Raw genomic sequence first — 26,329 nt, forward strand, 5'->3', positions numbered from 1 at the left:
ACTTTGGAAGAATTGCCGGGGTAATTTGAAGAAAGAGTTAACGAATAGGCGAGATCTGTTTACTTGTTGCATCCGACCCCCAATTTTCCTGATCGCCTGTACCGAATCTGGGGAACCGTCACGGAGGTATCACCGGGACTGATTCTGATTGGCGGGATCAGCCAGTTCGCCCGTCTGGGAAATGAAATTCGGGTTCGCACGCGTCAGGGTGAGGTGTTCGGAGAAGTGCTCGCCGTCTCCGGCGGTCATGTGAAAGCAATGCTTTACGGTGAATCTGATGCGATCCTAATTGGCGATCGAGCTGTGTTGGAACAGGAAGCCTATGTCGAGCCCGGTGATCATTGGCTCGGCAAGATCGTGGACTACCGAGGCACGATTTCCGGCGAGAGCGCTATAGCACCAGCCGCCAACACCACTCGCCGCCCGCTGAGAGCATCTCCCCCGGCGAACACAACCCGCAAAAGCCTAGGCCAGCGCCTTTCCACCGGGTGGATGATCACTGACACGATCCTACCGATCTGTCAGGGTCAGAGAATGGGCCTGTTTGCCGGGTCTGGTGTCGGTAAATCTACCTTCCTTGGTTCGCTCGCTGCTGGCGTGAAAGCGGACCGCGTCGTCATTGCCTTGATCGGCGAACGCAGCCGGGAAGTGAATGAGTTCGTCCACAAGACTCTGCCCAAAGACGTCCTGTCTCGAACGGTCATTGTAGCTGCGACTGCCAATGACCCACCTGGAGCCAAGAAACGCGCCGCGCTCTGCGCGATCGCGACTGCGGAACATTTTCGGGATGAGGGGCACCAGGTCCTTTTCCTGTTTGATTCCATCACACGTTTTGCCGAAGCACATCGTGAAGTATCTCTCTCAGCTGGAGAGACTCCCGCCCTCAACGCCTTTCCACCGTCAACCGTACGCGCCATTGCCGAAGTCGCGGAACGGACCGGCCCTGGTGCGCAAGGCCAAGGCGATATTACCGCAATCTTTTCCGTCCTGGTGGCTGGATCGGATATGGAAGAGCCCGTAGCAGACATGGTCCGTGGGGTTCTGGATGGTCATATCATCCTGTCGCGGGAGATATCCGAACGCGGACGGTATCCCGCTATTGATGTTTTGCGCAGTGTCTCGAGATGTCTACCAGATGCGGCCAAACCAGATGAAAACAGAATCATCAAGGATTACCGACGGACGATTGCACTCTATGAAGAAATCGCGCCGATGCTGCGCGCCAATCTGTATGAGCGAGGACATGACGCAGCCGGAGATCGATCCATCGAACGCTTCCCGCAGCTGGACAATTTCGTTTCAGAGCCGAATACCGGACATATTCCACAAGCCTTCCAGCACCTTCAGGGCTTGTTGGACCCTGTTGAGGCCGCCGAAAAATCCTAGCTCGACACGATGCTGAGAAACAGGTTCTGGCTGGCGGTCGATCCGAAGCCCGCCGCGTTGTTGAGCAGCGTCAAAGCCACAGATCCGGAAGAAAGCGAGGACTGACCATTGGCGATCGAGTCCATCGTGTGAAAGCGCTGGAGTACCTTGTCCATGACGTCCTCATTGGCCAAGTCCGTAATCTTACTGATAGAAAACACGCTCAATACGCGCTCTTTCAGAATATCTGCCTGCTGGTCGACGTCCAACTGCTGCCAAGAAGTGGGCAAGTTCAGCGCCGTTTCCAAGACAGTCCGGGTCGGAACGTCTCCCAAAAGGCGGTAGAGATTTGCCTCATCGCTGGACCCCTCGCGGACAAGATCCCCGACCTTGGCCTCATAGTTCAGGCTGAGCTTCATATTATTGTCGACATTGCCGACAGCCGAACGAAAGGCTGCGCGCTCAAAGTCATCCGCAAGCGACGCGATTGTATCCTGTGACAGGGAGATTTTGCCATCGGTGACCGTAAATGTGGTGGCAAATGCAGTATAGGCCGGACTGTTAAGGCGCTTGAGAAAGCTACTGTCAGGATCGGCCTGCTCTTCCATCATGTGACGGAGGAAGCCGACTTTCCACTCTTCCCCGCCTAGATCAAAAGATGTCAATGAGATACGCAGCAGGCGCCGATCAGAAAGAAAGTCTTCTATCGCGACCGGAGACGACATCTTCTCCTGAAAATATTCACGATCATTCCGAACACTGGCGGAATCTGTGAAACCTTCAAACTGCTTGTCAAAGGTGGATTCCAGGAATTTCCACCCGCCATATCCTGTGATCGGGATGACCGGCTGATAGACCATGTCAGGCGACCTGTGCCTGCTCAGTAAACTGTGTTTTCAAACTAGCGACTTTTAGGAGTTCAGCTTCGATCGCAATGATGTTGCGCAGGTGGCAAAGTGCCGAATAGAAGTTTCCGCGATCTAGCATGGAGCGCAAAACGCTCAGCAGTTTGCGATCGATGGATTCAAATACGTCCTCCAGGCGCTCACACTCGTCAAGAATGGCTGGAAGAACGTCATCTTCTTGTAGATCGCCGGTTATGATGAGCTGAATTGCGTAGTAGACACGCTTTGTAGGCGTATCGACATCCTGTGGCTTAAGGGCATCGCGGCACCGGAGAATACGGGCATTGTCATCCACAACGCGCACTGTCGACGGTTTGTCGCCATTTTCAAGCATTGCTCCGTTTACGACAAAACGTTCGCCTGCGGCCAGTTTGAGGACTAGTCCGGACACTATTTGGCTGCCATGATTGCTGGATTTGGAACATGGCCTGCAAGGCCTTGCATAATGATTTCATTGATCTCGACCAGTTCGGAAATTTCCGCTTCGCGGGAGAACACATGATAGCTGATCCGGCGCACAGATTCGGCAAGCGCGATCAGATTTTTCTTGAGAGTGGGCTCGAGCTCGTTCGCGTCACTCATCAGGTCTATGGACAAAATCTGCCAAAGCTTCAGGTTCCGGTCGATAGCCTCCGCCCATACAGTAGGCTGCGGTATTTCCTGCGCATCGACGGCCTTCAAGGCCTGTGTAACTTCTTCAAAGATTGCGTATTCAATCTGTCCGCTGTTCGCGGTCCGGCTTGTTACTTCACCATACGCTTTGTAAGCCAGTTGTTGCATACGCTCTCACTCTTATTCAAAACGGGTGACCCGGGCGCCACTAGGCGCCCGGGCCGGTTAGAATTATCTGAACAGCGACAGCAGAGACTGCGGTGCAGAGTTCGCGATGGACAGCGCCTGGACGCCGAGCTGTTGCTGAACCTGCAGGGCTTGCAGTTTCGCCGAAGCAGCTTCGATGTCGGAGTCCGTCAGACCACCGATACCGGAGGTCATGGTGTCGGTCAGGGTTGCAACGAACTCGGATTGGTCAGCAATCCGGGTCTGGGACGAACCGAAAGCAGCTGCGGCATCGATTGCCGTGCTCAGCATGGACTCAACGGCAGTCAAGGCAGAAGTAGCGCCAGCAGAAGTAGACACGTCAATCGTGGCAAGATTACCAAGGCCGCCTGTCGTTGTCCCTGCAGTACCGCCCGTTGCAGAAGCTGCCGTCACAGTCAGAGTACCGCCTGACCCGTTAGCAAGGTTGATAACGGCGCCATCGCGGGAAACCGTATAGTTGCTATCGCCAGTCGCATCCAGGAACGTAGAGACCTGATTAGCGAGATTGGCAGCAACAGATGCCGTGCTGTCATTGGCGTTGGCAACGTATTCAAAGGTGCGCTGGCCGATGCTGTTGGCTGTAGCAGAATCATCAAGCACAATGCGGTAGGAATACCCATCGGCAACACTGGCAATCGTGATGTCCTGGTTGGCCCCATCCGCCAGCGTGTCAGCCGTCCCAGCGTTCACGCTGTCGTTATTGATGATCGTAGTGTTGGCTACAGCTGTGGAACCGAACGTTGCGGCCGTAGCGGTATTGGAAATCGACAGGTCCAGGCGTTCAACGTCAATATATGATGCGCTGACAGTGCCGCCGGACGAGCGGTCAAGCGATGCAAGAATCTGCACGTCAGCGGTGCTGGAACCATTAATAAGGTTCAGGCCGTTGAATTGGGCTGCGCCGACAATCGTAGTTATCTGAGCGACCTTCGCATCAATGTCGGTCTGGATTTTCGTCCGGTCAACGTTTTCTTCCTGAGCGGAAACAACAAGACTTTTGACATCCTGAACAAGGCTGGTGACCTGCTCGGCAGCCTGACGTGCCACACCGACCGTAGACGAACCAAGGTTCAGAGAGTCAGATATCTGCTTGAAGCTTTCAACATCTGTGGACATGGTTGTCGAAATCGCCCAAATCGCGGCGTTATCTTTCGCATTGGCAACTTTTTTGCCGGTCGAAATCTCCGACTGGACAGATTCGAGATTGCTGTTGATGTTGCGCAGGGTCTGCAGCGCAACCATCGCACTATTGTTAGTCAGAATACTGGACATTTTGAATGTACCCCATGTTCGTCAGGCGAGCGGCTATGTCGCTGCCTAGGTTCGATCTCACGTCGTCCTGACGTCGGGAATTCCCGCAACCCATCTTGGTTCGCCGTCACTGAGTATACAGGACCCGTGTACAATCAGTTAACCGTCATGCCTTCTTAAGATAATTCCCGGTGGCGTTTGAAAATGGCGTTTGCAATCCATTGGATTGGTAGGCTCCCACATAGGAGTCCTGGGACACGCGGCCGAGCCTGGTTACCATGTTCTGAAGGCCATTCTGAACTGCGCGGAAGTGAGTGGAGTTCTCACTAGCTGCCTGTACAATACCCCTGAGCCGAGCCTGAAGGGTTTCCGCTCGCAGCATCTGACCGGCTTCTTGAAGCAAAGACTCGAAAGCCGCCATGGCCTGGACCTTCTCTTCAGACAATTCCACGACACGGTGAACCTGACCTGAGAGCAGAAGATGCTTCTCGGCTGACAGGACGCTTTCAACCTGAGACATGATGTGTTGGGCGCGCGCGGCGTCAGTCATCGGTAACAATTCCTATTTGTTCGTTGCCCTCGCTTGAGGCTGGTATGCCGGTCGCGTTCAGCCCCAAGGGGTGCTTTTCGGCGAGATCTTCGGCAATTGCCTCAATGATCATTCGCGAAAACGCCGAAGCCGCCTCCCCTCCTGACTGGGTGAAGGCCTCTTCGAGTCCAGTGTGACTCAGCATTTCAGACCAGAGCAGTTGTTCGAACCTCACACCGATTTCTTCGATGGCAGTCTTGCCTGCGCCGTTTCCGGCGGGCGAGGTGCCAGACAGAGGCGCTGTTCCCATGCCTGCGCCTGAAATATCTGTCATACCTCTCACTCCTCACGTCTGGCGGCAGCGAAATGAACCGCGTTTGCTTAAAACTTATTTTACCAGTGTTGGGCCAAACAGGGTTAAGAGAAACCTAATCTGGATTAACCTATGACGCCTTTTCTGAGCTTCGATGGAATGTCCGCAGTCGATTCATCTGGCGGTGCGCCAAATGCATCTCCGTTAGCGGATGGAGAACTAGGCAAGGCTTTTCAGAAGCATTTAGCAGAACAAGATACTATTGAAGGTGAAGCGCCAGATCAGGTCATGATGGCGAGCGTAAACACTGATACCGCAAATGCGTCGCCGATCGCCTTTCTGAATCTGGAATCTGAAAACGTCATAGATGTAGAGCTTGATCCAGCCGACCTTGAGGCAACCGACTTCGCAAAACTTGAGGAAGCCCCGGAAGTTTCGGCGCCACTGGTCACCTCAAATGTCGATCCGGACACTGTCAAAGGCACAGATTCTGACGTGACTATTCCGGTCCCGCATGCCGCGGAAATAATTGAGGCGTCGGCTTCGTCCGAGCCGCGCGCACCCGACGCCAAGACCATGGTTGATCCGGATCTTGCAGACACCAAAACCACTACTGTGCCGGGTCTAGCAGACGCCGAACCTGAGCGCGCCGATGCGTCCATTGAGGACTTGCCAGCAACGGTCGCCGTTGATGACCCGCTTCAGTTTCAGGCACCCCCAGCCGAGCCTCGAGAGGCCTCTGAAATCGAACCGGATGCGATGATCGAACCGGATGCGGTGATCGAATCGGATGCTCTGATCGAATCGGCTATTGTTCCGAAAGCCACTGAAATGGGTGCGCTAGCTGACGCGGCTGGCGAATCCGAGTTGGAGCCCTCCCCCGCCCCCCAGAAGACCGCCTTCAACACCGCTGGAACTCCACAGCCCGCTCCATCTGGCGAAACCGCTCAGGACGGCACGCCGCAAGACCGGAAATCACCTGACCCCCTGCCAGGATCACTCAATACCTCAGGGTCTATGGAGCCGGTCCAAGGATTTGCAACCGGAATGGCAACAGAGTTTGCCAGCCCGGCATCTGACACCGGGCAACCATCTACATTGGGCCTGTCAGCCGTAACGAGCACGACGCCGACGATCTCCACCCCCTCGATGCAAGCCGTAGTCGCCCCCGCGCAACCTCAAGCGAATTATGTTGCTGTACCCGCCGATATTCCGAGCATCATTTCTCGGGAATTGTCATCAGACACGCAGTCGAACCGCGTGCGAATTCAGCTCGATCCGCCAGAACTCGGACGGGTCTCTCTTGAATTCAAGTTTGACCAGCAAGGCCTACAGCACGTGCTGGTCACAGCAGATTCAGCCGAAGCGATTCGCCGAATACGGGCCTTTCACCCGGAGCTGGTCTCGATCCTCGACGAGCACGGCTTGTCTAGCCAGGATATGACCTTTCGCGAGCAACCCTCTGATCAGAACCCGGCTCAAAGCTGGTCGAACACTGACGCCGACGCCCTGGACAGCGACCCAGATAGTTTGGCCGTCGCTGCATCCACCCTTCAACAAGCCACCCCCTCCAGCACCGTCACCAACGGCCTGGATATACGGGTATAGGAGTTCGAATTCATGAGCACGATCGAATCGACCACCGCCGCGCAAACGCAGACGATTGCCTCTTCGGCAGCTACCCAACAATTTGGTGAGGAGTTTAATAACTTCATCAAACTGCTCACTGCGCAGGTTCAGAATCAAGACCCACTCTCCCCAATGGATTCGACACAGTTTGTTGACCAGCTCGCGACGTTTTCCTCGCTTGAACAGCAGGTTCAAACAAACTCTGCGCTGGGTGGAATTTCGTCATTGATCGGAGAACTCCACACAATGTTCGCCAGTGAATGGCTGGGCGAGACCGTAACGGTTGAGTCATCATGGGTGCCATACACAGGCTCCGAAATCCGCTATCTGGCCAACACGCCTACCGACGCTGACGACGCATACCTGACCGTGCGGGACTCGGAGGGAGAGCTTGTCTGGTCTGAAAAGCTGGACATGGAAGACGGAGTCCACACATGGAATGGTCAGACCAATTCCGGTGACACCATTACGAACGATGAGATTTTCGAGTTCAACATCGACTATTACCGAGGTGAAGAATACATCGGATTGGGAGCGCCTCAGGTCATTACCACCATCACCGATGTCTCAACCGAGAATGGCGGGCTCCGCTTCGGAACCTCATCTCATCTATCAGCCGACCTGACGAGCGTGAACAAATATTCCGGGGCTATGAGCTAACTAAAAAAGCCCGCAGATCCTAGCTATGTCAGGCAAATGGCAGATCACAGATCCTGACGGGCCATATCCAGTATCAGCACGTTATGAATGCCGTTCGGAATCTCGTTCTGGAGGTTCGTAAGGATCATGGCGCGCAACGTCTCATAATTGTCGACATCGGTGATAGAGTTAAGCGTCCGCCCCCCACTACTCAGTTTCACCAAAGTGGTCATGATGTTGTCGCGCAGGACGGGCTCTTTGGAAAACAACTCTTGCGAAATACTTGTGTCGACTTCGAGGTTGAGGTTCAGGATCACAAGGCTTTGCACCCGATCATCCTCAATCATGGGGACGACGAACTCCCGCGTGAACTTGTAATATGTCACTTCGCCACTGTCAGCAGCGCCGTGCTTGTCACTTTTTCCGTGGGAGTCTTTTTCCTTCTTGGCCTTTTTTTCCTTCTTGGGCGCCGCGTGTTCATCACTCTCCTGGCCATCACTCTCGTGCTCAGCCGCTGGCACCGGCGAAGGCGAGGAACCGGACTTCAGAAAATAGGCACCGCCACCGCCAGCAGAAATTGCGAGCAAGGCTACAATAGAAGGAACGATTTGCTTCATTTCAGGATCCTAGAACGGTACGACCTTGTCGATAATTTTCTGGCCAATCCGCTGTTGCGGAACCGATGTCGCATCACCGCTATTGAGGTATGAAATCTGCGCATCTGCGATCTTCTCATAGGTTACCGTATTGGTCCGGGTGATATCTTGTGATCGAATTACGCCGCTTACCGTCAGCATGCGAACCTCGTTGCTTACGCGCGTTTGCTGGTAGCCCTGAATGACCAGGTTGCCATTCGGCTCCATCGCAACTACGCGTGCCGCAAGCGTAAAGGCGATCTTCTCGGCCCGATTCATCGCACCACTTCCGTCCATTGACGAGCCACGATTATAGTCGACGCCAGGTGACAATGACGCCCCGCCAGGCAGCACACCGTTTGCCCACTCCGGCAAACCGAACAGCGCATCGACATTCACGTCAGCACTGCTATTGCGATTCCGGGAAAGAGAGCTCTGCAGGCTTGCCTGATCGTCCATCTCAACAACGACAGTCAGCAGGTCGCCGATAGCCTTTGCTCGGCGCATGCTGAGCAGAGCATTAGGAGCGGTAGTCCAAAGCGACGCATCGCTTGTACCTTCGGGCTCAACATAGGCCTGCTGCATCACCGCCGGCATGGTGGTCGCAGGTGCAGTCATGTCGAATGTTGCATCTGCCGAAGGCACAGAGCCGCAGGCTGTGAGACCAAGGAATGCTGCGGTGAATGTAAGATAATGTTTCATTGCACAAGCACCCATCCGTCTTTCTGAACAATACCGTTTACGATCTTCTTCGAATTCAAATTCAGGATCGCGACTGCTTCATCTTCAGTCGCCTCCCCCATCGCTCGGCCAGTCGTCGTGATTTCCAATGCTCCGCTGACGAATTTTACCGTCACGAGTTGGTTGCGGCGCACAAGGCGCGCGGGGCGCGTATCATCCATCGACAATTCTTGCCCGACATACACCGTGCGGCGAACTTCTCGGCCGAGCAGAGGGTTATCGGTGTCGACCAAAGCACCCGTCTCCGTCGATATGTTGGCGGCCGTAACCGTGTCGCCGGCGCGAATAACTTCCTTGACCACGAGCGACGAGCCACCAAGCATTTGCGCCGCCAGCCCTAATCCCAAAGCAATAGCTGGTATCATTCTGTTACCTCACTCGTGTTGTGGCAGCCAACATCTCGTCAGCTGCGGTAATAACCTTTGAGTTAAGCTCATAGCCTCGCTGGGCTTCGATCAATTCCGAAATTTCCTGAACCACGTCGACGCTGGATTCCTCGAGAAAGCCTTGGCGAAGAAGCCCCATTCCCTCAGTCCCCGGCACGAGTTGGTTAGCCGGACCGGAGGCTTCGGTTTCTCGGAACATGTTGTCGCCCATGGCCTCGAGGCCTTTTTCGTTGATGAAACGGACAAGCGAGATGTTCCCAATGGCCTGCCCGTCAGTTCCATCGTCGAAATAGGCTACCACCTCGCCATCTCGGCTGATGGCAACGCTTCGCGCATTCTCCGGAATGACCAAGCCATCTGCCAGCGGGAATCCATCCATTGTGACGATCTCACCCTCGGCGCTTCGATTCAGCTTGCCGTCCCGGGTATAGGCAGACTCTCCGGACGGCAGCGTGATCTCAAGAAAGCCCGTTCCGTCAATCGCAAGGTCAAGCTCTGCGCCCGTTTGGCGGAGGCTTCCCTGAGTGATTTCCATGGAGACCGATGAAGGTTTTACGCCGGTACCCAGCTGGATACCGGCCGGAACGACGGTACCTACCTGCGAGGTGATCGTGCCTGGCGTCAGGTGTTGCTGGTACATGAGGTCCGAGAACTCGGCGGTGCGCGGGCGATAGGCCGCCGTACTCATATTGGCGATATTGTTCGAAATGACTTCGACGCGCATCTGTTGAGCGGCCATTCCTGTCGCGGCGATCTGCAATGACTTCATTTCATTCCCCTACGGTTCTAAGCCAGCTTCACAGCTGGCGTATCGTCTTGATCAATTGATTGATCCGATCGTCTTCTTTCTCGATCAGTGTCTGACCAGCCTCATAAGCGCGCTGCACCTCAATCAAGCGAGATACTTCGAGGATTGAGGATACATTGGATTGTTCCAGCGTGCCCTGGATCACTGAGGGCTCTTCGATTGGCTGATGACCATTCGGAGCTGCAAACATGGTGCCGCCCTCTTGATTGAGTTCGCCATCGGGCATGACGACCGCAACCTGCCCCAATATTTCTTCGCCAGACGAAATGGTACCATCGGGAGCAATTGAAACTCTGGTAACTTCCTGCGGGATGGCGATCGCTCCGCCGCCGGCCCCCTGGACCTGGTGGCCAAAGGCGTCAACAAGGTTGCCCTCTGCTGACAGTTGGAAAGCCCCGGAGCGGGTGAGACGTTCGCCGGCCGGCGTATCAAGAACAAAGAAGCCGTCTCCATGAATGGCGAGATCGAATTGACCGCCCGTATGCTTCATCCCGCCTTGGGAAAGGTCGAAATTATGCCCGGCAAGGCTGCCCATGGACAGGCTCTCAGACTGGTCGCCTACGGCAGCAATGTGCTCCGCAAAAATGGCATGGTTGGACTTGAACCCAGTTGTGCTGGAGTTCGCCATATTATTGGCAATTACCTGCATCTCTCGAAGCAGACCATCTTGTCGGGTCAGAGCCGCATAGATCGCATTGGACATCAGGGCATCTCCTGAAAATTCGAGTTTAGCGCCGCGCTGATTTGACTGAGATGTTCCGGAATCTCACTCAACTTGATACGCTGGAGCCTCGGTTCGGCCTTGCCAAACTTCAAAGCGAGAACGGCATCAATACGCGGCCGATAGTCTTCCTGAGTAATCCGCTCTGCAGCTGAATAGACTGCCGCCGGTAGGATCCAATTGCCGGAAGCGGCATCTGTTTCAATGAGGTCGACCACGGTTGGCGTGTCCAACACAACTCTCGAGGCAACTTTGGCGAGCCAGGCCCGGTCGTTGGTCAGCACAGCAGCCATGGCAGCAAGACGCATAACATCGGGATTGTCAGATCGGGTTTGTGTGAGATCTCGCAAACTCGCGAAATCCTGCATGCGGAAGGCCAGGGCTGCCCGTTCCGATGTGAGGCCTTCGCTGTCAGGAATGTCTTCCGACAAGGCTGTCATGACGCTCAAAAGGCCAATATTTCCTGCGAATCGGGCGGCAGACTCGACGATCTGATCGTGACCAGAATTGCCAGAAAGTATGTCTTCATTCTCCCCCACGGCGCTCATCGCCGCCAGGCTGGCAAGACGATCGGCACCTTCAAAATCCTTCTGGAGACGGGCGGCCAGCTGATTCCCCAAGAGTTTGCGTGTTTCAGGGTCCTGCATGGCAGGAAGCTCAGCAAGTTCGGAGATCATTTCGTAATCAGAAATTTCTCCAGGACCTTTCAGCATCGTCTCCAGACTTGCGCGAACATCTGATCCTCGCGGCAGTTGCTGGACATTCTTCAGGAGATCACCAACAAGTTCGTCCTGCAAGCTCGCCTCAACCGGCAAGCCATGCCGCATGAGGACGGCTGCTGTCTCGGAGCGCAATTCTGGAACATTGAGGAATTCTCGAAGCTGGCGCTCTCGCTCGATGCCGCCCTGGTTCATGTCAATCATCGCTCGGGTAAACGCCAGGCGCTGCGACCGTCTGATTTCTTCTGCCGAAAAATCCGCCATCAGTTTCTCTGAAAGGAGGGTTTTTCCCATGCGATCAAGAGAAGGGATTGCCAATGAGGCCGTGCGTACCTTGAGCCGGTACGGCAACCGCCGATAGCTCATGAGATTGAGGTCCAGAAGATCCACGCCTTTCTCGTCGAGCAGCGACAGGCGCGCAAGCGACAACCAGATGTCACCATACATGTTGCAGGCCGCGACCTGCTCGAACAGCTCGATGTCAGGCACCGAACCGTCCTCGAGCAGGCGAGACAGATTGCGGATGTAGCGACTATCAGTGTCTTCCATCCCCGACACCTGAAGGCGCCCCTCAGCATAAAGACCTATCGATACATACGCCATGGCCACGTCTGCTGGCGTCAGGCTAATGCCCGTGGCAACCTGCTCAGCACGCCAATTCAGGAAATGTTCGTAGGTCGAGAACTCCTCAAAAGCCTGAAGGTCGAGGACGGCGTCGCTGATGCAGGCTGAATCGACTTCTACCGGCGCAGCAGCGTCGGTCGGCGACAACCGGCCGCGAAACAATTGCGTAGGCTCCGAGGGCGCGGACGCGGAGACCGGCGCCTGATCTGCCGGCGTCAACAATCCCTCCCCTATCGCCTCATCAACGAACTCTCGAAAATTCACGGAAAGCTCATCTGCTTCGGTCGCGCGCCCGGCATCTTCCGCTGTTTCGGGCGCTTCAGCAAACGCCGAAAAGCCCGCCATCAAGGCGAGCCCGGCTAGCAAGGAGAGGCGACTCGTCATCACGCGGCCTGCTTTAACCCCCGGATCGCTTCTTCCACTTCATTGAACGATGGGCGTACCCGCGTCGGTGCGTGGCGACGGGCCACTTCGACACAGATATTGACCGGGTTTTTGTGGAGGTTCGACACAAGGACCTCACCAATCATTGAATAGAAATTATGTTCTTCCAGCCGAATATGTTTCACACGTGTCGCGAATGGTCCGACGATGCCATAGGCGAGAAAAACGCCCAAGAAGGTACCAACAAGCGCGCCGCCAATCATGCCGCCCAGAACTTCCGGTGGCTTGTCGATGGATGCCATCGTCTTGATAACGCCGAGAACTGCCGCAACAATCCCCAGGGCAGGCAAGGCATCGGCCATGTTCTGCAGGGCGTGCGATCCGTGCAATTTCTCTTCGATCAGGCTGTCCAGCTGCTTCTCCAGAAGCTCTTCTACCTGATGTACATTGTCGAAGTTCATGATCATGGAACGGATGGTGTCGCAGATCATCTCGATCGCGCGCTTATCCTTCAGAATCTTGGGGTATTTGGCAAAAATATCAGAGTCCTGCGGAGCTTCGATATGCGTCTCGATATCCACTGGATTCTTCTTCAAGACATTAAGAAGTTCGTGCATCAGACACAGCAGGTCCTGATAGTCCGACTTCTTCCATTTGGGTCCTGCAAATGCGGCGACCATGTCCCCACCAGCATGCTTGATCGTGGTCATGTCATTGCCGGCAAGAAAGGCACCTGTGGCTGCTCCACCGATCATCATCATCTCGAACGGAAGCGAATGCATGATGATATCCAGATGTCCGCCAGCAAGCATATACCCGCCGAAGACCATCACCACCGTGACAACCAGACCTGCTATTGCGTTCACCTACAAACTCCTTCGATTCCTCCGCTGACACGGGGACTGATTCAAATTTCCGCAATTTCTCTGATGACGTCTTCCGGAACCGGCGAACGCAACTTGAGCGCTCTGAAACCTTTCCAAGCACCTAATTCGCCCTGACTAATGGGCAAAGAGCCGCTGACCGTGTCCGCGCTCAGAACCAATTTGTCCATCTTGGCATTTGGTAGCGTGATCACCTGCCCCACTTCCAGTTGTGAACATTCGCCAATCGTCATCGGCATGGATTCCAGCACAGCATCGAGCACGACCGTCGTGCTCCGCACCCGCTCCCGCAGAACATCCCGACCAGTCTCATCAGGAGCGGTCTTGGGCTCCACACGTTCCTGAAGTGTGCGGACAAGCTTTTTTACGTCATCCATCTTCAAGACCAGCTGAATCTCTGGCGCATCGTCACCGCCTTCCATCAACCAGCTGTCTTCACCACCATCACCGCCAAGCGTATAGACGACGCTCAAGTACGTGATGTCTTGACTGAATGTGTCACCGGAGGCGGAGAAATCGGCGAGATGAGGTGGGCTGGCGGTCGCTTGCTGCGTCGCCGAAGCGACGACTCGGGACCATAATCCGCGCGCAGCATGTTCGGACATAAGCCGCAGAAACAGGTCCGGGGCGCTCTTCAGAGTACTTGCATCCTGACGCAACCGCGTTGCCGCATACTTGCGGGCACCCATAGAGTTGATTGCGACGGCCACAACCGGACCGACAGCCTCCGAAACAGAGACAAACGCATATGACCCCTCAAAAGATTGGGCAGGTTGGCTACCCGTTAGGACTTTCTGACTAGAAATGGATGGAATGATGGTTAAGCCGTAAACATCCTTGGCCCAGTGGCCGATCGCAGAAGATAACGTTGCCCAGAGCGCGTCGCACAGCCGGACAGCGGGAGGTAAGCCTCCCGCAGCTTCTATCTTTTTCTGCAGCACAGAAGACACAAGACACCCGCAAATATGAATACCAGTTCCGTTGGTAGGAATTCAGTAATTTGGTTGCTGAATAGTTACCAAGACCGCATCAAACGGCCGTCCGGGATTATCCGTAATTTGATTTCGCCCTGTTACTACGGACATTCTTGAACACAGGGCGGACACCAAATGGTCGATCCTAAATCGACAAATACGCAACCTATCATCATCAAGCGCAAGAAGGTGGTCAAAGGTGACGGTCACCATGGTGGCGCCTGGAAGGTTGCCTATGCTGACTTTGTCACCGCGATGATGGCGTTCTTTCTGCTAATGTGGCTGCTAAACGCAACCACGGAAGATCAGCGAAAAGGTATTGCCGACTATTTCAACCCGACTATCCCGATCAGCCGGATCTCAGGCGGTGGATCTGATGGACTGAACGGTTCTTCCATGTTCACCGAAGACACTTACGCCAAGATGGGCACGGGCGGCACGCGCCAACAAACTGTCGACTCACCTAGAAAAGAAGCCCAGTCCGGCGCCAGCAAGGAAGAAGTCGCAGAGAATCTCCATAACCTCAGACAAGAACTGGGCGAGAAGTCCAAACAGCTTTCCGAGCATTTGATGATCAAGATGTCTCCGGAGGGCATGGTGCTCGAAGTGATCGACTCGGATAGTTCCCCCCTGTTCGCCGTTGGCAACAGCAACCCTACTCCCCTCCTTAAGGAATTGCTGGCGTCGATTTCCGGTTCGCTTGACGCATTTCGTAATGACATCAAGATTGTTGGCCATACCGACAGCTTGCAATACCGTCTGGATGCGAACTACGACAATTGGAACCTGTCCACCGACAGGGCCAACGTCATCCGCAAGCTTCTGCTCGAAAAGGGTATGATGCCATCACGGTTACGCGAGGTCTCCGGCCGGGCCGATACTGATCCACTCGCTCCGGAGAATCCTTCGGCCTCCCAAAACCGGAGGATATCGATCATCATCCTGACGGACGGCCAGTCCAAAGATGAATCAGGGTTATCTGCTTATTAACAAATCCGCTCCAGTGATAGAGTACATCTGTCGTAGGAGTCGACCATGAGCATTTCTTCATCCCTGAATGCGGGCGTAATGGGGCTGAACTCAAATTCAAGCCGTCTTTCCGCCATTTCTGACAATATCGCGAACTCATCAACATACGGCTACAAGCGAAGCCAAGTTGATTTTTCAAGCATGGTTCTGCAACAGCAGTCCTCTGCTTACGCCGCAGGCGGCGTCCGGGTTACGGCCTTCAAGGACATTGCCGCAACGGGATCGCTCATCTCTACAGGCAACGCAACCGACCTTGCGGTCTCGGGCCGCGGTTTAGTTCCGGTTACGGACAATACGGGCGTGAATTCGCTCTCGTCGGAGCGCAGCCTGATGATGCTTCCAACGGGCTCATTCTACGCAGACGAAAGCGGAAACTTACGGACTCAGAGCGGGCTCTTCCTGCTTGGTTGGCCTGCAAATTCCGACGGTGAAATCGGCAATGTCAGCCGCAATAGCGGCACCGACCTCGAGCCAGTCAACATTGCGGCATCCCAATACACTGCCTCCCCAACATCCCGCATCGAGCTCGGCATCAACCTTCCGGCCGATGCCACCACAGCTGGTGGGACGGGTGAGAGCTACACACTGCCGATAGAGTACTTTGACAATCTGGGCCGCGCCCAAACATTGTCTTTGGAATTCAGCCCGAACGTTCCCGCATCAGGCTCAAGCAATGCCTGGTCGGTGGAGATATTCGATAGCGCAGGCGACCCGGCCGTTTCGATTGGCGATCTGGCCGTCAACTTCTCCGACAGCGCTGTAAATGGCGGCCGTATCGACACCGGTGGTGTAACCGCGTCCAACGGTGCGACCTATGATGATGCGACCGGCACCGTCACGCTGAATCTGCCCCACGGTGACGTCGAGGTATTCATCGGCCGACCGAATGACAGCGCGGGTATCACTCAGCTCTCCGCCAATTTCTCACCAACTTCGGTTAGCAAGGACGGGGCCCCCATCGGGGACCTTCAGTCCGTTGAGATTGACGAGAACGGCTATCTGCAAGCCATCTACAATACCGGCTTCCGCCGGACCCTCTACCAGATTCCGGTTGGTGATGTTCCGAACATGAACGGATTGAAGGCACTGGACGGTCAGGCCTTTCGTGTTTCTGCTGAAAGCGGAAACTTGTATCTCTGGGACGCTGGGACCGGGCCGGTGGGCAGCATCGAGGGCTACGCCCTGATGGAATCCACAACCGATATCGCTGCGGAGCTTACAGACCTGATTGAAACACAGCGCGCCTACTCTTCCAGCGCGAAGATCGTGCAGACGGTCGACGAGATGCTACAAGAGACAACCAATCTGAAGCGCTGATCCGCAACTCTGACAGGCGAGCTCTGCTTTGAGTATTTCCCACGCCATCAACGCAGCACAATCCGGCCTGAAGGTATCTGGCCTTCGGGCCGACATTGTCGCCACGAACGTCGCAAACGCATCAACGCCGGGCTATGTCCGGCGTTCTGTGCTGGTGGGAGAAACATTGCTTGGCGGCCGCACCAGCGGCGTCGCAGCCTCGGGTATCTCGCGCTCTGCCGATTCTGCGCTGTCTGCAGAGCGCCGGAGCGTTTCCAGCGATGTTGCACAGTCCAGCCTGATGGCCAGCACATGGCAGGTGCTCTCATCCCGGATAGGGGATGACGCTGAAGGCACCGGACTTTTCAGCAAGTTTTCCAAGTTTGAGGCGGCCCTGTCTGCCTCGGTCACTTCTCCAGAGTCCAGCACCCAACTGGCTGCCTTGCTGGACTCGGCCAATGCTGTTGTGACGGAGTTGAACAATCTCTCGCAACTGGTCAGCCAGCAACGCTCGGAAGCTGATCGCGAGATCGCAGACGGCGTGAACGTCGTAAATGCCGCGCTGAAGCAGGTCGAAGAACTCAACGGTTTGCTGGCGGGCATGGACCGCTCGACATCCCAGGCAGCCGCACTGATGGATGACCGCGACAGAACACTTGATACAATCGCAGAATATCTGCCAATCGAAGCGATTCCGCGCGATGGTGGCGTTGTGGATGTCATAACTGTCGAAGGTGTCTACCTCGTTGCGGGAACTGCCAAGCAATTGGAATTCTCGCCCGCCAATTCATTTGGCGCGGATATGACACTGGACAATGGTGCACTTTCGGGCCTCTCGGTGAATGGGCAGGAACTGACGCCCGGTGCGTCCAGTTACGCCGCTATATCGAGTGGTATGTTCGGCGCGCTCTTCACCTTGCGCGACACAGACCTTCCAAATTTTGGAGCCCAACTCGATACGATCGCCAACGACCTTGTGACCCGCTTGTCGGATGACTCGATCGATCCGACAAAAGTACCCGGCGAGTTCGGCATGTTTGTCGACACAGGCACGCCGGGCGATCCGGGTCTCGCTGGTCGCATCGACCTGAACGCCCAAGTTGACCCGGCACAAGGCGGTAGCCTTTGGCGGTTGAGGGATGGCATCGGCGCCGCAGTTGAGGGCCCGCCCGGAGACAACTCCATTCTTTCTGCTATGTCCAACGCCTTCACCAAAATACAATCGATGAATTCGAACGGTATCCAGGGCGGCTTCTCTGCAACCGAATTGGTTGCACATGTTGCGTCACTCACCGGGCAAACCCGTATCTCTCACGAATCAGTGCTTTCTTCGGCATCCACGCAGCACGACCTTCTGATTGAGGCCGAATTGTCTGAGACCGGAGTCGATATCGATAGTCAGATGCAGGACTTGCTAGCAATCGAACAGGCTTATGCAGCAAACGCCCGGGTCATCGAGATTGCGAACCAGATGATGCAGAAGCTGATGGAGATCTGATATGGACCGCTTCTCTATTTCCTCCGGCCTGATGACTGCCAGCCTCGGTCAGCACATTTCTGAATTGCGGACCCAGATCGGCAAAACATCGACAGAGGCCACGACGGGTCGATATGAGGACCTTACGCTTCATCTATCCGGCCGGATCGGTAAGGCCATGCTTGGTCAGAAGGCGCTGGCAGACATCTCAACTGATCGCGAAGTCCTCAACCTGCGCGCGAGCCGACTGTCGCTGATCCAAACAAGCCTGGGCACGGTTCAAGAGAGTTCAAGTGGCATCGCCGCAAACATGCTGAGCGCTATCGGCGGCGAGCATGAAACAGATGTGGGTATTGCAGCACGGGACGCAAAGGCCGCCCTGTCCGCGTCGCTCTCGTCTCTGAATGCGCGATATGGAGACCGCTTCCTCTTCGCAGGAGACGCTACATCCACCCTTCCCTTTTCCGATCAGTCCGCACTTTTGGCTGACATCGAGCTGATTGCGGATAGCGCAACCGACAGTGCCGACTTCGCGACTCAGCTGGATGACTATTTTACCTCGCCAACAGGCGGTTGGTTGCAGAATATCTACCAAGGCAGCACGACCGCGTCCGACCCGGAGAGCGTCACCGCAGATAATGACGCAATCAAGTCGCTCATCAGAGATTTGGCCGTATTGGCAATCTCGGGTCCGGATGGCCCACTCGCCTCTTTGGACGGTTACAAAACGCTTGTTCAGGAGACATCTCTGAGCCTGTCGTCGAGCGAAACGCAAATCACCAATCTACGGGCAGATCTCGGCGTATATGAAGAGCGGAATGCGATCGAACAAAAAACGCTCGACACGGAAGAAACAGTACTGACTGCGTCATTCAACGATCTGACTGCGCGAGACCAGTATGAAGCCGCAACGGAGCTGCAATCGCTGCAGACGACGTTGGAAGCATCTTATCTGATTACTGCCCGCCTGTCCCAACTGTCACTCCTGAATTATCTGGGCTAAGAATGATGCTTCGGAAAACACTCCTCATCGCCGCGCTCTGCTTTGGTCTCTTCGGGGGTTCCGCCCCTGCCGATGCGCAAACCCGCCTTCGGGATATCGTCGATGTTGAAGGCGTGCGGCAAAACGATCTTATCGGATATGGTATCGTGGTCGGCCTCAATGGCACGGGCGATTCAGTTCGAAACTCACCGTTCACAGAAGACTCGCTGACATACATGCTTGAGCGCCTTGGCGTGAATGTCCAAGGTGAGGATATCAAGCCCAACAATGCCGCAGCTGTTCTTGTGACAGCCACGCTACCCTCCTTTGCACGTAATGGATCGACCATAGACATATCGGTCGCCTCGATCGGAGACGCCAAGAGCCTTGAGGGCGGCACCCTGATCCTCACGCCCCTGAAGGGCGCAGACAATGAAGTTTATGCAGTCGCTCAAGGTAGCATCATCGTCTCCGGTATTGATGTTCAAGCCGCCGCCGCACGCGAAACGCGTGGTACGCCGACAGCAGGCGCCATCCCGAATGGGGCCCGCATCGAGCGTGAAATCGGCTATGACTTCAATGACCGCGAGAGCCTGACACTCGCCCTGCGCGATCCGGATTTCACGACAGCCGCCCGCATCGAAGACGTCATCAACTCGGCCTATGGTGCCCAGATCGCCTATACTCGTGATCCTGGCACGATTGATCTGGACCTTCGCGGGATCAATGGGACGCCCTCCCGTATCCTCGCAGATATCGAAAACTTGCCCGTCAGCGTGTCTGTGCCGGCGCGAATAGTGATTGATGAGAAATCCGGTACGATCGTACTTGGCGAGGATGTCACCATTTCCAAAGTTGCGATTGCTCAGGGCAACATCTCTATCAAGGTGGTGGAAAGCCCCGTTGTGTCCCAGCCGAATCCGTTTGCGCGAGGCGAGTCCATCGCCCTGCCCCGCTCACGCATCACAATCGGCCAGACCGGCAGTAAGAATATTGCGATGCTGAACCCAAACGTGTCACTCTCAGAGTTGATATCTGGGCTGAATGCGCTAGGGGTTACGCCTCAGGAAACTGCCGATATCATTCGCACAATGAAAGCAGCGGGCGCCCTTCACGCAGACCTGATCATCCGTTGAACTGGTAAGACAAGTTGGACAGGAACTTATTCGTGTCAGGCCCTACTCGGCCTCGTCTTCTTCAGGCTTGCCGACCTTGATCGCCCCTTCCCGCTTGAGGGTCATCAGGGACATCAGGAACTGACGTTGGAGCTTCTCGCCCTTCTCAGCAGATATTTTTCCCACGTCTTCGAGCTGTAGGCGATACTGGTCCGCCAAGCGCGACGAGATGTTGCTGAGCAAATAATCCGAAACTTCCGATCCACCCTCGCGGAGACTCGCAAGGAGTTGGACCATTGTCTCTTCGCCAAGTTCCCGGAATACAATTGCAACAGCTTCTCGGGGCAAAATTTCTGGCAGGCTGCTGATGGTAAACATGACCCGCTCGATGCTTTTCATCTTGCCTTCATGCTCGCTACTGAGGAAGGCCATGATCCGATCACGCTTGTCACTCGGGACAAGGCTGAGCATTTCACCAATGGATTCCAAGTGAGCCGTATCTTCGGTTGCGCCCGGACCAGCTTCAGTATTGTTCAGCAATTCAATCTCGACCATGTGGGCAAGCACGGAAAAGATTTCCGGGTCTGGCGCCTCATCCTCGACCAAATGACCGACCACCGGGTCCAGTTGCTCCTCACCCAGAAAGCCGACAATTTCCGATGCCGCAGCGACATCCAATCGGCGCAGGATTAGAGCGATGATATTGGGGGTCAGTGTCAGAAAATAGGTTGCGACCTGTTGCGCATCATAATTCTCAAGCCGCTCCCAGGTGTCGCCAACCTCTTCCACCACGACTTCCTGTTGTGGCTCGCCAGTACCGTATATCTGATCATAGCGTTTCTGATCGAGGATGTTCGCGATGACTTCACGAGCCTTGTCCTGTCCTCCGGAGAACGAACCGCTCGCGGCGCGCAATTCTTTCAGGAAGTCGATTGCAATCTCAACAAGCTGCTCCCGAGGAAGTTTGGAAACTGTTTCCAACGCAGCAGCAACCTGGGCCATGGTCTGGTCATCAAGACGCTCAACGATGGGACGTGCCTCGGCTTCACCAAGCATGGCAATGACCACAGCAGCCTTCTGTGCACGCGTCAGACCCGCAATGCGCGAGGAGCCAGTCTGTGGCCCTGTTCTGGCTACAGCCTGCCTTTGTGTCGGTTGTTTCAACTCTACGACCGAACTCATCCGGCATATCCTCGCAAAAGTGCTTCCGTTATCTTCAACCAGCCATCCGCCAGAACTATGAATCCAACCTTAAAAGGAAGCGAAACCACGGTCGGCGGCACCATCATCATGCCGACTGCCATCAGAACAGATGAGACGACCAGATCAATAACAAGGAATGGCAGGAAAATTACGAAGCCGATCTGAAATGCGTGCTTGATCTCGGACAACATGAATGCCGTCGAAAGCAGAGCGAATGTTGGCTCCTCCCCTTCCACCACAGGGCGGTTCACCGCATCGGCAAGAACAGGGATGGTTTCTGGATCGACACGGGCCGTCATGAATTCACGAAAAGGCGTTGTCGCGGCCGTCCAGGCCTGCCCCTCGTCAATTGTACCCTCCATGTATGGAGAGATGCCTGAAGACCATGCTTCCATGAAGGTTGGCTCCATGACGAAGAAGGTGAGGAACATGGCAAGCGCCATAATGAGCATGTTTGGAGGCGCTTGCTGTACGCCGATGGCCTGACGCAGAAATGAAAAGACAATAATCATGAATGGCAGACAGGTCGCCATCATGGCGATGCCTGGCGCCAGACTGAGCACTGTCACCAAAACAAGCAGTAGTACGACAGAGCCGCTGAGTCCGCCCTCGCCGCCATTCCCAAGGAATCCATCCGGAATGGTTATCTGAGCTGGATCAACGGATTGCGCGTAAGCTGCGCCGGAAAGCGCATACAGGAGAATTAGTATGAACAAGCCGCCAGCAAAACGCGGCAGGTGTTCAAGTCCCCTTAGCATCGGGATCCTCCGCGATCTCCGTGATTTTTACGCCTAAACCACCCTCCTCCGTCTCAATCAACTCGCCTCGCGCGATGAGCCGGTTGTCTACCGAAAGAGATACAGGGTCTTCTATGCGCGCCGCGAGCGCGATCACGGAATCCGGTTTCAAATCCAGTATTTCAGAAACGGTCAGACGCTTCTGGCCGATGGAGACGATCACATTGACCGGGACGTTATAGATGGATCGATAGACTTTGCCGCCCGGCAAGGCCTCATCCTGCTCAATCATGTTTTCGTCCGAAGGCGTCATTTCGGGAATAGCCATCACAATGTTTCCTTCTGATTCGTTTGCATAGACTGCAGTCGGCCAAGGCAGGCCTCCAGCAACCCGTCGAATTCCACCGACAATCCGCCCGTCACCCAGGACACATCCACACCCTGGCGCTCGGATGCAGGCGTCGGAGAAACGAGGCATCGGTTGGCAAGTTTGTTTGAGCGCTGAACAACATCCTGAATGTCATTTGCAAGAAGCTCGGGAGCCGTGATTTCCACTCGATTTGCCGATTCCGGTAACAGGCTTGGCAACTGTCGACCAATCTCTTCTGCCAAGAACATTTTTGAAAGTTCCGGGAACAACTTCTCCGCTATCGCAGAAACCCAGTTCGTCGTTTGAACAAGCAGAAGATCATTCGTACGCTCAATCTCTTCCGACAATCGCGTCAAGAGAACTTCCACATTCGGATCGAGCGCCGGTACAATCTCGGCTGGCGCCTCGGGCTCATGAAAATCTACAGCGGTTACAGCATCCGCCATTGTACTGGCGGTGCCAGCCATATCGTCAGTAGTTTGATCAAATCTCGGCAGGTTGGCGAAAGGCGACTCACTCATTGACCAGCGCCTTCCGGTCTTCGTTCAGCCACTCCTGAAGCAGGCTTGCTGTTTCATCCTGGCGCTCCCGAGTATAGTCTTTCAGATAGTCCAAGGGGTCGACTGGATCATTCGCAAGCGCCGGGGTCGTGCCTGCAATTGCACCTGCGTCAGTGCCCAGATCAGATTTCGCTCCCTGAGCCAGTAAGGGCCGGACAACGCCGAAGCCCAGAACAATCACGACCAAACCCAGCAGAATGGCTTGCAAGGCAGACCAGAAATAGCGCTCCGTAAGGGTCTCGACGAGACCGGGAGCGGGTGTGAGCTCTTCGACCTCCAGTTCCTGAAACGGCATCAAGTCTACGGTGAGAGAGTCCCCCCGATCAGCGTTGAGGCCGGCACCAGAAAGGATCAATTGTTCAAAATCGGCCACCAAGCTACGCATCAAGGGAGCAGAATCTTCGGCATTGGCATCAAAACCGAGGACTTGTTCGTTTAGCAGTACAGCTACAGAAATACGTTCGATTTCACCCGGTAATGTTTCGGTTTCACGGCGTGTCTCATTGATGTCGTAAACAACACTCTCGGTCGAGTTTTTCACCGTGCTGTTGCCGCCGCCCTGGCTTCCGGCCCCTTGCGGCAGATTACTGGACACGGTGACACCTCCGCCCCCACCACCGCTGGCTTCGCTGGTGTCATTGCTGGTGCGATTGCGAATTACGCGCGAATTCGGGTCAAACACCACTTCGGACACGCGCTGGCGTTGGCGATTGACATCAACCGTCACGGACACGCGCGCATTGCCCGGACCGACGCGGGCCTCCAGCAAGCGCAGGATCTTTTGTTCCAGAGTGCTCGACTGGCCCTCGGCGACTACTCCCGGTTCTTCCATGCGGTCGATATTGGGCCCCGCCAGCATACCTCGCTTCGGATCGATCACGGCCACATCGGCCGGATCGAGTCCGGACACGGCGAGGGCGACGAGGTACTGGATAGCCTCAGCCTGGCTCGCACTGATCCGGTTGCTGGAAACCAAGGTCACGGATGCAGTTTGTGATGGGCCGGATCGGGAAAAACCCGATCGAAGGCTGGCGCCGATATGCACTCGCGCGGATGATACACCGGGAATGGCCAGCACGGTGCGGGTCAGTTCGCCTTCCTTCGCTCGCCAGTAAGTCGCATTGTACATTTCCGACGTGATCGAGAAGCCATTCACATCATCAAGCAGCTCATAACCGCTGACAGACTGCTGCGGCAGCCCGTCCTTGGCCAGCGCAAAACGAACCGAGTCGCGATCGGAGTTCGGAACAAAGATCGCCTCGCCGCGGATCTCATATTCGACGCCGCGCTTTTCGAGCTCAGCGATCACTTCACCGGTGTGCATCGGGTCCAGTCCGGCATAAAGCAGGCCCATGGGCTGCTTGACCGCACCTTGAACGAGCAACGACATGGCGAAGACCACACCGGCAACTGCACCCACAAGTGCGAGTTTCTGCGCCGTTGATAGCGCCTTCAGTGTGTCTAAAAGTTTCATAGGCCAGAAAACCCCGATCCCAACGCCATCATTCCATTGGTTAATATTTTCCGCGAAATCATTAACGCTTCCTTTACCCAGAGATTAATAAGCCTTTGTCAGCAGAAATTTTTTATTGGGTAACGTTTTGGCCTCTGACGCGAACACAGAACTTACTGAAGAAAAGTCTTCCGGCGGTGGGTTGATCCCGCTTGTGGTGTTGGCTGTCGTCAGCATGGCTGGCGCATTTGGGATCGTCTATTTTCTGTCGCCCAATACCCCTGCGGCAGCACTTGCATGTGCGCCAGGCGAAGGTGGCAAGCCGGCTCATACGCCGCTCGCGCTGGAAGATCACGTCTATGTAGAGTTGCAAGAAATCCTTGTCACGATAGGTAATGAGCCGGCCACTCGCTATGTTAAGATCAAGACTTCTGTCATCTCAGACAACAGTCATGTCAGCGCGGTAAAGAAAGCCGAACCCATGCTGGTCGATGCTTTTGTCGGCTACCTCCGTGCACTTCAGCTCTCCGATTTCGAGTCAGCTGACTTCTACCCGAAGATGAGGGAGCAACTCGCGATGCGATCCGAAATTGTGCTCGGTGCGGATGCTTCGCACGGCGTGCTCGTAACCGAATTCCTGCTACGGTAAGATGATGGCTCTAGATCCCTCCGACATAGCGCTCTTTCTCGTTTCGTTTGCGGCATGCCTCTACTGTGCCCTGCTCAGCCGCAGGCTCAAGGCCCTGCAAAATACCAAGGATGGCTTGGGCGCATCCATCCGCGCCATGTCCGAATCAGTCGCCGCAGTTTCATCAGCGCGTCACGAAGCGAAGGCTCAATCTGGAGAAATAGCAGTTCGACTTACCGCAATCCTCACTGAGGCGCATGACGCTGGCAAGAAGCTGACGGAGTTGAAAGATGCACTCCAAATGAAGGATCGGGAGATCTCCCGCAAGATTCAGTCAGCAGATGCCGAAATTCGCACAACAATACGCGACGCACTTGCTCAGTCATCAGATAGGGTCGCGGAGATCACGCGGCTGACCAAGCGCCTTGAAACCGTCGCTAACCAGGCGGCCTCCAGTCTGGACAGTTCCGATTATCTTTTCGAAGACGATGATACGATCAAGACCAAAAGGGTATATGAGAGCTATGGGCACAAAGAGTAGCGGACGCACTCATGTTCTTCTGACGATCGGCGCCTTGTTCACGATCGCAGGCGGGACCCGGTGGTTGCCCCAGGCGTTTGCAACGACAGGTGTGGAATCACTCAGCAGCCGTCCATCTGACGTGCTGCCCAAGAGCTATGTCGACGATTCCGATACTGTGCGGAAGGTTTGCCTTACAGGCGACCTCGTCGAAGCTATGGAGCAAGACCAGAAGACTATCGAGCAACGCATTTCTGACCTGCGGGCAGAAGAAATTCAGTTCCAGAACCGGAAGATGGAACTGGACCAGCAGGCGGAAGACCTCAAATCGATCCAGATCCAGTTGGACGATAGATGGCAACGCATGGCAGAGGCGGCCAATGAGGACATCCAGCACCTTGCCCAGATGTACGGCGCAATGAAACCAGATCAGGCCGCAGGGATCTTCAACCAAATGGACGCCGGCTTCGCGGCGGGCTTCTTGCGACTCATCCCGAGCGACCAAGCCGGCCTGATCCTTGCCAATATGGAAAACGAAAAGGCATATGTTGTCAGCGTCAAAATCGCGTCGACCAACAGTGACCTACGCGACGACGCGGTCCTGCCTTAGGCCAACCCCTTCGAACTCGGCTA

The 26,329-nt window shown here is 55.2% G+C and carries 30 protein-coding genes; 11 read left to right on the forward strand and 19 right to left on the reverse strand.

Going from position 1 to position 26,329, the window contains the following annotated elements:
• Positions 1-63 precede the first annotated feature (63 nt).
• Complete coding sequence (locus B2344_RS01645; protein WP_290480171.1) at positions 64-1,386, forward strand: FliI/YscN family ATPase; 1,323 nt, start codon at positions 64-66, stop codon at positions 1,384-1,386.
• Here B2344_RS01645 and B2344_RS01650 read toward each other — a convergent pair.
• From B2344_RS01650 to B2344_RS01675, 6 genes are all read right to left on the reverse strand, one after another.
• Complete coding sequence (locus B2344_RS01650; protein WP_290480172.1) at positions 1,383-2,225, reverse strand: DUF1217 domain-containing protein; 843 nt, start codon at positions 2,223-2,225, stop codon at positions 1,383-1,385. The two genes, B2344_RS01645 and B2344_RS01650, sit on opposite strands and share 4 nt — an antisense overlap.
• 1 nt (position 2,226) lies before the next feature.
• Positions 2,227-2,661 carry a flagellar biosynthesis repressor FlbT gene (locus B2344_RS01655; protein ID WP_290480173.1) on the reverse strand — a complete coding sequence of 145 codons (435 nt, stop codon included), beginning with the start codon at positions 2,659-2,661 and terminating at the stop codon, positions 2,227-2,229.
• Entirely contained in the window at positions 2,661-3,050 is a 390-nt protein-coding gene (locus B2344_RS01660) for a flagellar biosynthesis regulator FlaF (protein ID WP_290480174.1), read from the reverse strand. The genes B2344_RS01655 and B2344_RS01660 overlap by 1 nt, the downstream gene beginning before the upstream one ends.
• A gap of 63 nt (positions 3,051-3,113) precedes the next feature.
• Complete coding sequence (locus B2344_RS01665) at positions 3,114-4,361, reverse strand: flagellin (protein ID WP_290480175.1); 1,248 nt, start codon at positions 4,359-4,361, stop codon at positions 3,114-3,116.
• A 145-nt stretch (positions 4,362-4,506) separates the two neighbouring features.
• On the reverse strand, positions 4,507-4,890 hold the full coding sequence (locus B2344_RS01670; protein ID WP_290484538.1) for a hypothetical protein: 384 nt from the start codon (positions 4,888-4,890) through the stop codon (positions 4,507-4,509).
• Positions 4,883-5,203: a hypothetical protein gene (locus B2344_RS01675; protein WP_290484539.1), complete on the reverse strand. Its 321-nt coding sequence runs from the start codon at positions 5,201-5,203 to the stop codon at positions 4,883-4,885. Before B2344_RS01675 ends, B2344_RS01670 begins: the two co-directional genes overlap by 8 nt.
• A 267-nt stretch (positions 5,204-5,470) precedes the next feature.
• Here B2344_RS01675 and B2344_RS01680 point away from each other — a divergent pair, with 267 nt between their 5' ends.
• Both B2344_RS01680 and B2344_RS01685 read left to right on the forward strand, forming a co-directional pair.
• Positions 5,471-6,790 carry a flagellar hook-length control protein FliK gene (locus B2344_RS01680; RefSeq protein WP_290484540.1) on the forward strand — a complete coding sequence of 440 codons (1,320 nt, stop codon included), beginning with the start codon at positions 5,471-5,473 and terminating at the stop codon, positions 6,788-6,790.
• A 12-nt stretch (positions 6,791-6,802) separates the two neighbouring features.
• A complete protein-coding gene (locus B2344_RS01685; protein WP_290484541.1) occupies positions 6,803-7,471 on the forward strand; it encodes a flagellar hook assembly protein FlgD in 669 nt (222 codons plus the stop codon).
• A gap of 44 nt (positions 7,472-7,515) precedes the next feature.
• Here B2344_RS01685 and B2344_RS01690 read toward each other — a convergent pair whose 3' ends face one another.
• From B2344_RS01690 to B2344_RS01725, 8 genes are read right to left on the reverse strand one after another with little or no spacing between them, the layout of a single operon-like run.
• A complete protein-coding gene (locus tag B2344_RS01690; RefSeq protein WP_290480180.1) occupies positions 7,516-8,067 on the reverse strand; it encodes a flagellar basal body-associated FliL family protein in 552 nt (183 codons plus the stop codon).
• Between the two features lie 9 nt (positions 8,068-8,076).
• Complete coding sequence (locus tag B2344_RS01695; protein WP_034814660.1) at positions 8,077-8,787, reverse strand: flagellar basal body L-ring protein FlgH; 711 nt, start codon at positions 8,785-8,787, stop codon at positions 8,077-8,079.
• The gene (flgA, locus tag B2344_RS01700) at positions 8,784-9,191 is read right to left on the reverse strand and encodes a flagellar basal body P-ring formation chaperone FlgA (protein ID WP_051607784.1); all 408 of its coding nucleotides are present in this window, start codon (positions 9,189-9,191) and stop codon (positions 8,784-8,786) included. The genes B2344_RS01695 and flgA overlap by 4 nt, the downstream gene beginning before the upstream one ends.
• Positions 9,192-9,195: 4 nt before the next feature.
• On the reverse strand, positions 9,196-9,981 hold the full coding sequence (gene flgG / locus B2344_RS01705) for a flagellar basal-body rod protein FlgG (protein ID WP_290484542.1): 786 nt from the start codon (positions 9,979-9,981) through the stop codon (positions 9,196-9,198).
• A 28-nt stretch (positions 9,982-10,009) separates the two neighbouring features.
• Positions 10,010-10,723, reverse strand: coding sequence for a flagellar hook-basal body complex protein (locus B2344_RS01710; RefSeq protein WP_290480181.1), 714 nt, complete (start codon positions 10,721-10,723; stop codon positions 10,010-10,012).
• Positions 10,723-12,468: a hypothetical protein gene (locus B2344_RS01715; RefSeq protein ID WP_290483214.1), complete on the reverse strand. Its 1,746-nt coding sequence runs from the start codon at positions 12,466-12,468 to the stop codon at positions 10,723-10,725. The genes B2344_RS01710 and B2344_RS01715 overlap by 1 nt, the downstream gene beginning before the upstream one ends.
• Entirely contained in the window at positions 12,468-13,334 is an 867-nt protein-coding gene (gene motA / locus B2344_RS01720; RefSeq protein ID WP_206991607.1) for a flagellar motor stator protein MotA, read from the reverse strand. The genes B2344_RS01715 and motA overlap by 1 nt, the downstream gene beginning before the upstream one ends.
• 41 nt (positions 13,335-13,375) lie before the next feature.
• Positions 13,376-14,293, reverse strand: a complete 918-nt coding sequence (locus B2344_RS01725; RefSeq protein ID WP_290480182.1) for a FliM/FliN family flagellar motor switch protein — start codon at positions 14,291-14,293, stop codon at positions 13,376-13,378.
• A 168-nt stretch (positions 14,294-14,461) separates the two neighbouring features.
• Here B2344_RS01725 and B2344_RS01730 point away from each other — a divergent pair, with 168 nt between their 5' ends.
• The 5 genes from B2344_RS01730 to B2344_RS01750 are packed head-to-tail and all read left to right on the forward strand — an operon-like array spanning position 14,462 to position 20,246.
• Positions 14,462-15,316 carry a flagellar motor protein MotB gene (locus tag B2344_RS01730; protein ID WP_290484543.1) on the forward strand — a complete coding sequence of 285 codons (855 nt, stop codon included), beginning with the start codon at positions 14,462-14,464 and terminating at the stop codon, positions 15,314-15,316.
• A 45-nt stretch (positions 15,317-15,361) separates the two neighbouring features.
• Entirely contained in the window at positions 15,362-16,672 is a 1,311-nt protein-coding gene (locus B2344_RS01735) for a flagellar hook protein FlgE (RefSeq protein WP_290483216.1), read from the forward strand.
• A 28-nt stretch (positions 16,673-16,700) separates the two neighbouring features.
• Positions 16,701-18,149 (forward strand): flagellar hook-associated protein FlgK, encoded by a 1,449-nt coding sequence (gene flgK / locus B2344_RS01740; protein WP_290484544.1) that lies wholly within the window; start codon positions 16,701-16,703, stop codon positions 18,147-18,149.
• Position 18,150: 1 nt separating this feature from the next.
• A complete protein-coding gene (locus tag B2344_RS01745) occupies positions 18,151-19,131 on the forward strand; it encodes a flagellin (RefSeq protein ID WP_290480184.1) in 981 nt (326 codons plus the stop codon).
• Between the two features lie 2 nt (positions 19,132-19,133).
• Positions 19,134-20,246, forward strand: a complete 1,113-nt coding sequence (locus B2344_RS01750; protein WP_242517422.1) for a flagellar basal body P-ring protein FlgI — start codon at positions 19,134-19,136, stop codon at positions 20,244-20,246.
• Between the two features lie 42 nt (positions 20,247-20,288).
• On the opposite strand, the gene B2344_RS01755 is transcribed toward B2344_RS01750, so the two are convergent.
• Genes B2344_RS01755 through fliF form a run of 5 tightly spaced genes read right to left on the reverse strand, consistent with a single transcriptional unit; the run spans position 20,289 to position 24,569 of the window.
• Positions 20,289-21,407: a FliG C-terminal domain-containing protein gene (locus tag B2344_RS01755; RefSeq protein ID WP_290483455.1), complete on the reverse strand. Its 1,119-nt coding sequence runs from the start codon at positions 21,405-21,407 to the stop codon at positions 20,289-20,291.
• Positions 21,404-22,186, reverse strand: a complete 783-nt coding sequence (gene fliP / locus B2344_RS01760) for a flagellar type III secretion system pore protein FliP (protein ID WP_206991613.1) — start codon at positions 22,184-22,186, stop codon at positions 21,404-21,406. Before fliP ends, B2344_RS01755 begins: the two co-directional genes overlap by 4 nt.
• On the reverse strand, positions 22,170-22,493 hold the full coding sequence (locus B2344_RS01765) for a FliM/FliN family flagellar motor switch protein (RefSeq protein ID WP_206991614.1): 324 nt from the start codon (positions 22,491-22,493) through the stop codon (positions 22,170-22,172). Before B2344_RS01765 ends, fliP begins: the two co-directional genes overlap by 17 nt.
• Positions 22,493-23,056 (reverse strand): hypothetical protein, encoded by a 564-nt coding sequence (locus tag B2344_RS01770; protein WP_290484545.1) that lies wholly within the window; start codon positions 23,054-23,056, stop codon positions 22,493-22,495. The genes B2344_RS01765 and B2344_RS01770 overlap by 1 nt, the downstream gene beginning before the upstream one ends.
• A complete protein-coding gene (fliF, locus tag B2344_RS01775; protein WP_290484546.1) occupies positions 23,049-24,569 on the reverse strand; it encodes a flagellar basal-body MS-ring/collar protein FliF in 1,521 nt (506 codons plus the stop codon). Before fliF ends, B2344_RS01770 begins: the two co-directional genes overlap by 8 nt.
• Before the next feature lie 115 nt (positions 24,570-24,684).
• Between fliF and B2344_RS01780 the strand changes: the two genes are divergently transcribed.
• Genes B2344_RS01780 through B2344_RS01790 form a run of 3 tightly spaced genes read left to right on the forward strand, consistent with a single transcriptional unit; the run spans position 24,685 to position 26,306 of the window.
• Entirely contained in the window at positions 24,685-25,197 is a 513-nt protein-coding gene (locus B2344_RS01780) for a flagellar basal body-associated FliL family protein (protein WP_290483452.1), read from the forward strand.
• 1 nt (position 25,198) lies between these two features.
• The gene (locus tag B2344_RS01785) at positions 25,199-25,717 is read left to right on the forward strand and encodes a hypothetical protein (RefSeq protein WP_290484547.1); all 519 of its coding nucleotides are present in this window, start codon (positions 25,199-25,201) and stop codon (positions 25,715-25,717) included.
• Complete coding sequence (locus B2344_RS01790; RefSeq protein ID WP_290484548.1) at positions 25,701-26,306, forward strand: MotE family protein; 606 nt, start codon at positions 25,701-25,703, stop codon at positions 26,304-26,306. The genes B2344_RS01785 and B2344_RS01790 overlap by 17 nt, the downstream gene beginning before the upstream one ends.
• The last annotated feature ends 23 nt before the right edge of the window (positions 26,307-26,329 follow it).

The sequence above is a fragment of the Hyphomonas sp. UBA3195 genome (assembly GCF_002366485.1).
Lineage (GTDB): Bacteria > Pseudomonadota > Alphaproteobacteria > Caulobacterales > Hyphomonadaceae > Hyphomonas.

What these genes read in the sequence shown, in the direction of transcription:
- B2344_RS01730 (WP_290484543.1), top strand. Translation starts at nt 14,462, where the DNA reads ATGGTCGATCCTAAATCGACAAATACGCAACCTATCATCATCAAGCGC.
- B2344_RS01785 (WP_290484547.1), top strand. Translation starts at nt 25,199, where the DNA reads ATGATGGCTCTAGATCCCTCCGACATAGCGCTCTTTCTCGTTTCGTTT.
- B2344_RS01695 (WP_034814660.1), bottom strand. Translation starts at nt 8,787, where the DNA reads ATGAAACATTATCTTACATTCACCGCAGCATTCCTTGGTCTCACAGCC.
- B2344_RS01665 (WP_290480175.1), bottom strand. Translation starts at nt 4,361, where the DNA reads ATGTCCAGTATTCTGACTAACAATAGTGCGATGGTTGCGCTGCAGACC.
- B2344_RS01790 (WP_290484548.1), top strand. Translation starts at nt 25,701, where the DNA reads ATGGGCACAAAGAGTAGCGGACGCACTCATGTTCTTCTGACGATCGGC.
- fliF (WP_290484546.1), bottom strand. Translation starts at nt 24,569, where the DNA reads ATGAAACTTTTAGACACACTGAAGGCGCTATCAACGGCGCAGAAACTC.
- B2344_RS01715 (WP_290483214.1), bottom strand. Translation starts at nt 12,468, where the DNA reads ATGACGAGTCGCCTCTCCTTGCTAGCCGGGCTCGCCTTGATGGCGGGC.
- B2344_RS01650 (WP_290480172.1), bottom strand. Translation starts at nt 2,225, where the DNA reads ATGGTCTATCAGCCGGTCATCCCGATCACAGGATATGGCGGGTGGAAA.
- B2344_RS01755 (WP_290483455.1), bottom strand. Translation starts at nt 21,407, where the DNA reads ATGAGTTCGGTCGTAGAGTTGAAACAACCGACACAAAGGCAGGCTGTA.
- B2344_RS01745 (WP_290480184.1), top strand. Translation starts at nt 18,151, where the DNA reads ATGGACCGCTTCTCTATTTCCTCCGGCCTGATGACTGCCAGCCTCGGT.
- B2344_RS01690 (WP_290480180.1), bottom strand. Translation starts at nt 8,067, where the DNA reads ATGAAGCAAATCGTTCCTTCTATTGTAGCCTTGCTCGCAATTTCTGCT.
- B2344_RS01675 (WP_290484539.1), bottom strand. Translation starts at nt 5,203, where the DNA reads ATGACAGATATTTCAGGCGCAGGCATGGGAACAGCGCCTCTGTCTGGC.
- B2344_RS01680 (WP_290484540.1), top strand. Translation starts at nt 5,471, where the DNA reads ATGATGGCGAGCGTAAACACTGATACCGCAAATGCGTCGCCGATCGCC.
- B2344_RS01710 (WP_290480181.1), bottom strand. Translation starts at nt 10,723, where the DNA reads ATGTCCAATGCGATCTATGCGGCTCTGACCCGACAAGATGGTCTGCTT.
- fliP (WP_206991613.1), bottom strand. Translation starts at nt 22,186, where the DNA reads ATGCTAAGGGGACTTGAACACCTGCCGCGTTTTGCTGGCGGCTTGTTC.
- B2344_RS01735 (WP_290483216.1), top strand. Translation starts at nt 15,362, where the DNA reads ATGAGCATTTCTTCATCCCTGAATGCGGGCGTAATGGGGCTGAACTCA.
- B2344_RS01660 (WP_290480174.1), bottom strand. Translation starts at nt 3,050, where the DNA reads ATGCAACAACTGGCTTACAAAGCGTATGGTGAAGTAACAAGCCGGACC.
- B2344_RS01670 (WP_290484538.1), bottom strand. Translation starts at nt 4,890, where the DNA reads ATGACTGACGCCGCGCGCGCCCAACACATCATGTCTCAGGTTGAAAGC.
- B2344_RS01685 (WP_290484541.1), top strand. Translation starts at nt 6,803, where the DNA reads ATGAGCACGATCGAATCGACCACCGCCGCGCAAACGCAGACGATTGCC.
- B2344_RS01765 (WP_206991614.1), bottom strand. Translation starts at nt 22,493, where the DNA reads ATGGCTATTCCCGAAATGACGCCTTCGGACGAAAACATGATTGAGCAG.
- flgA (WP_051607784.1), bottom strand. Translation starts at nt 9,191, where the DNA reads ATGATACCAGCTATTGCTTTGGGATTAGGGCTGGCGGCGCAAATGCTT.
- flgG (WP_290484542.1), bottom strand. Translation starts at nt 9,981, where the DNA reads ATGAAGTCATTGCAGATCGCCGCGACAGGAATGGCCGCTCAACAGATG.
- B2344_RS01770 (WP_290484545.1), bottom strand. Translation starts at nt 23,056, where the DNA reads ATGAGTGAGTCGCCTTTCGCCAACCTGCCGAGATTTGATCAAACTACT.
- B2344_RS01750 (WP_242517422.1), top strand. Translation starts at nt 19,134, where the DNA reads ATGATGCTTCGGAAAACACTCCTCATCGCCGCGCTCTGCTTTGGTCTC.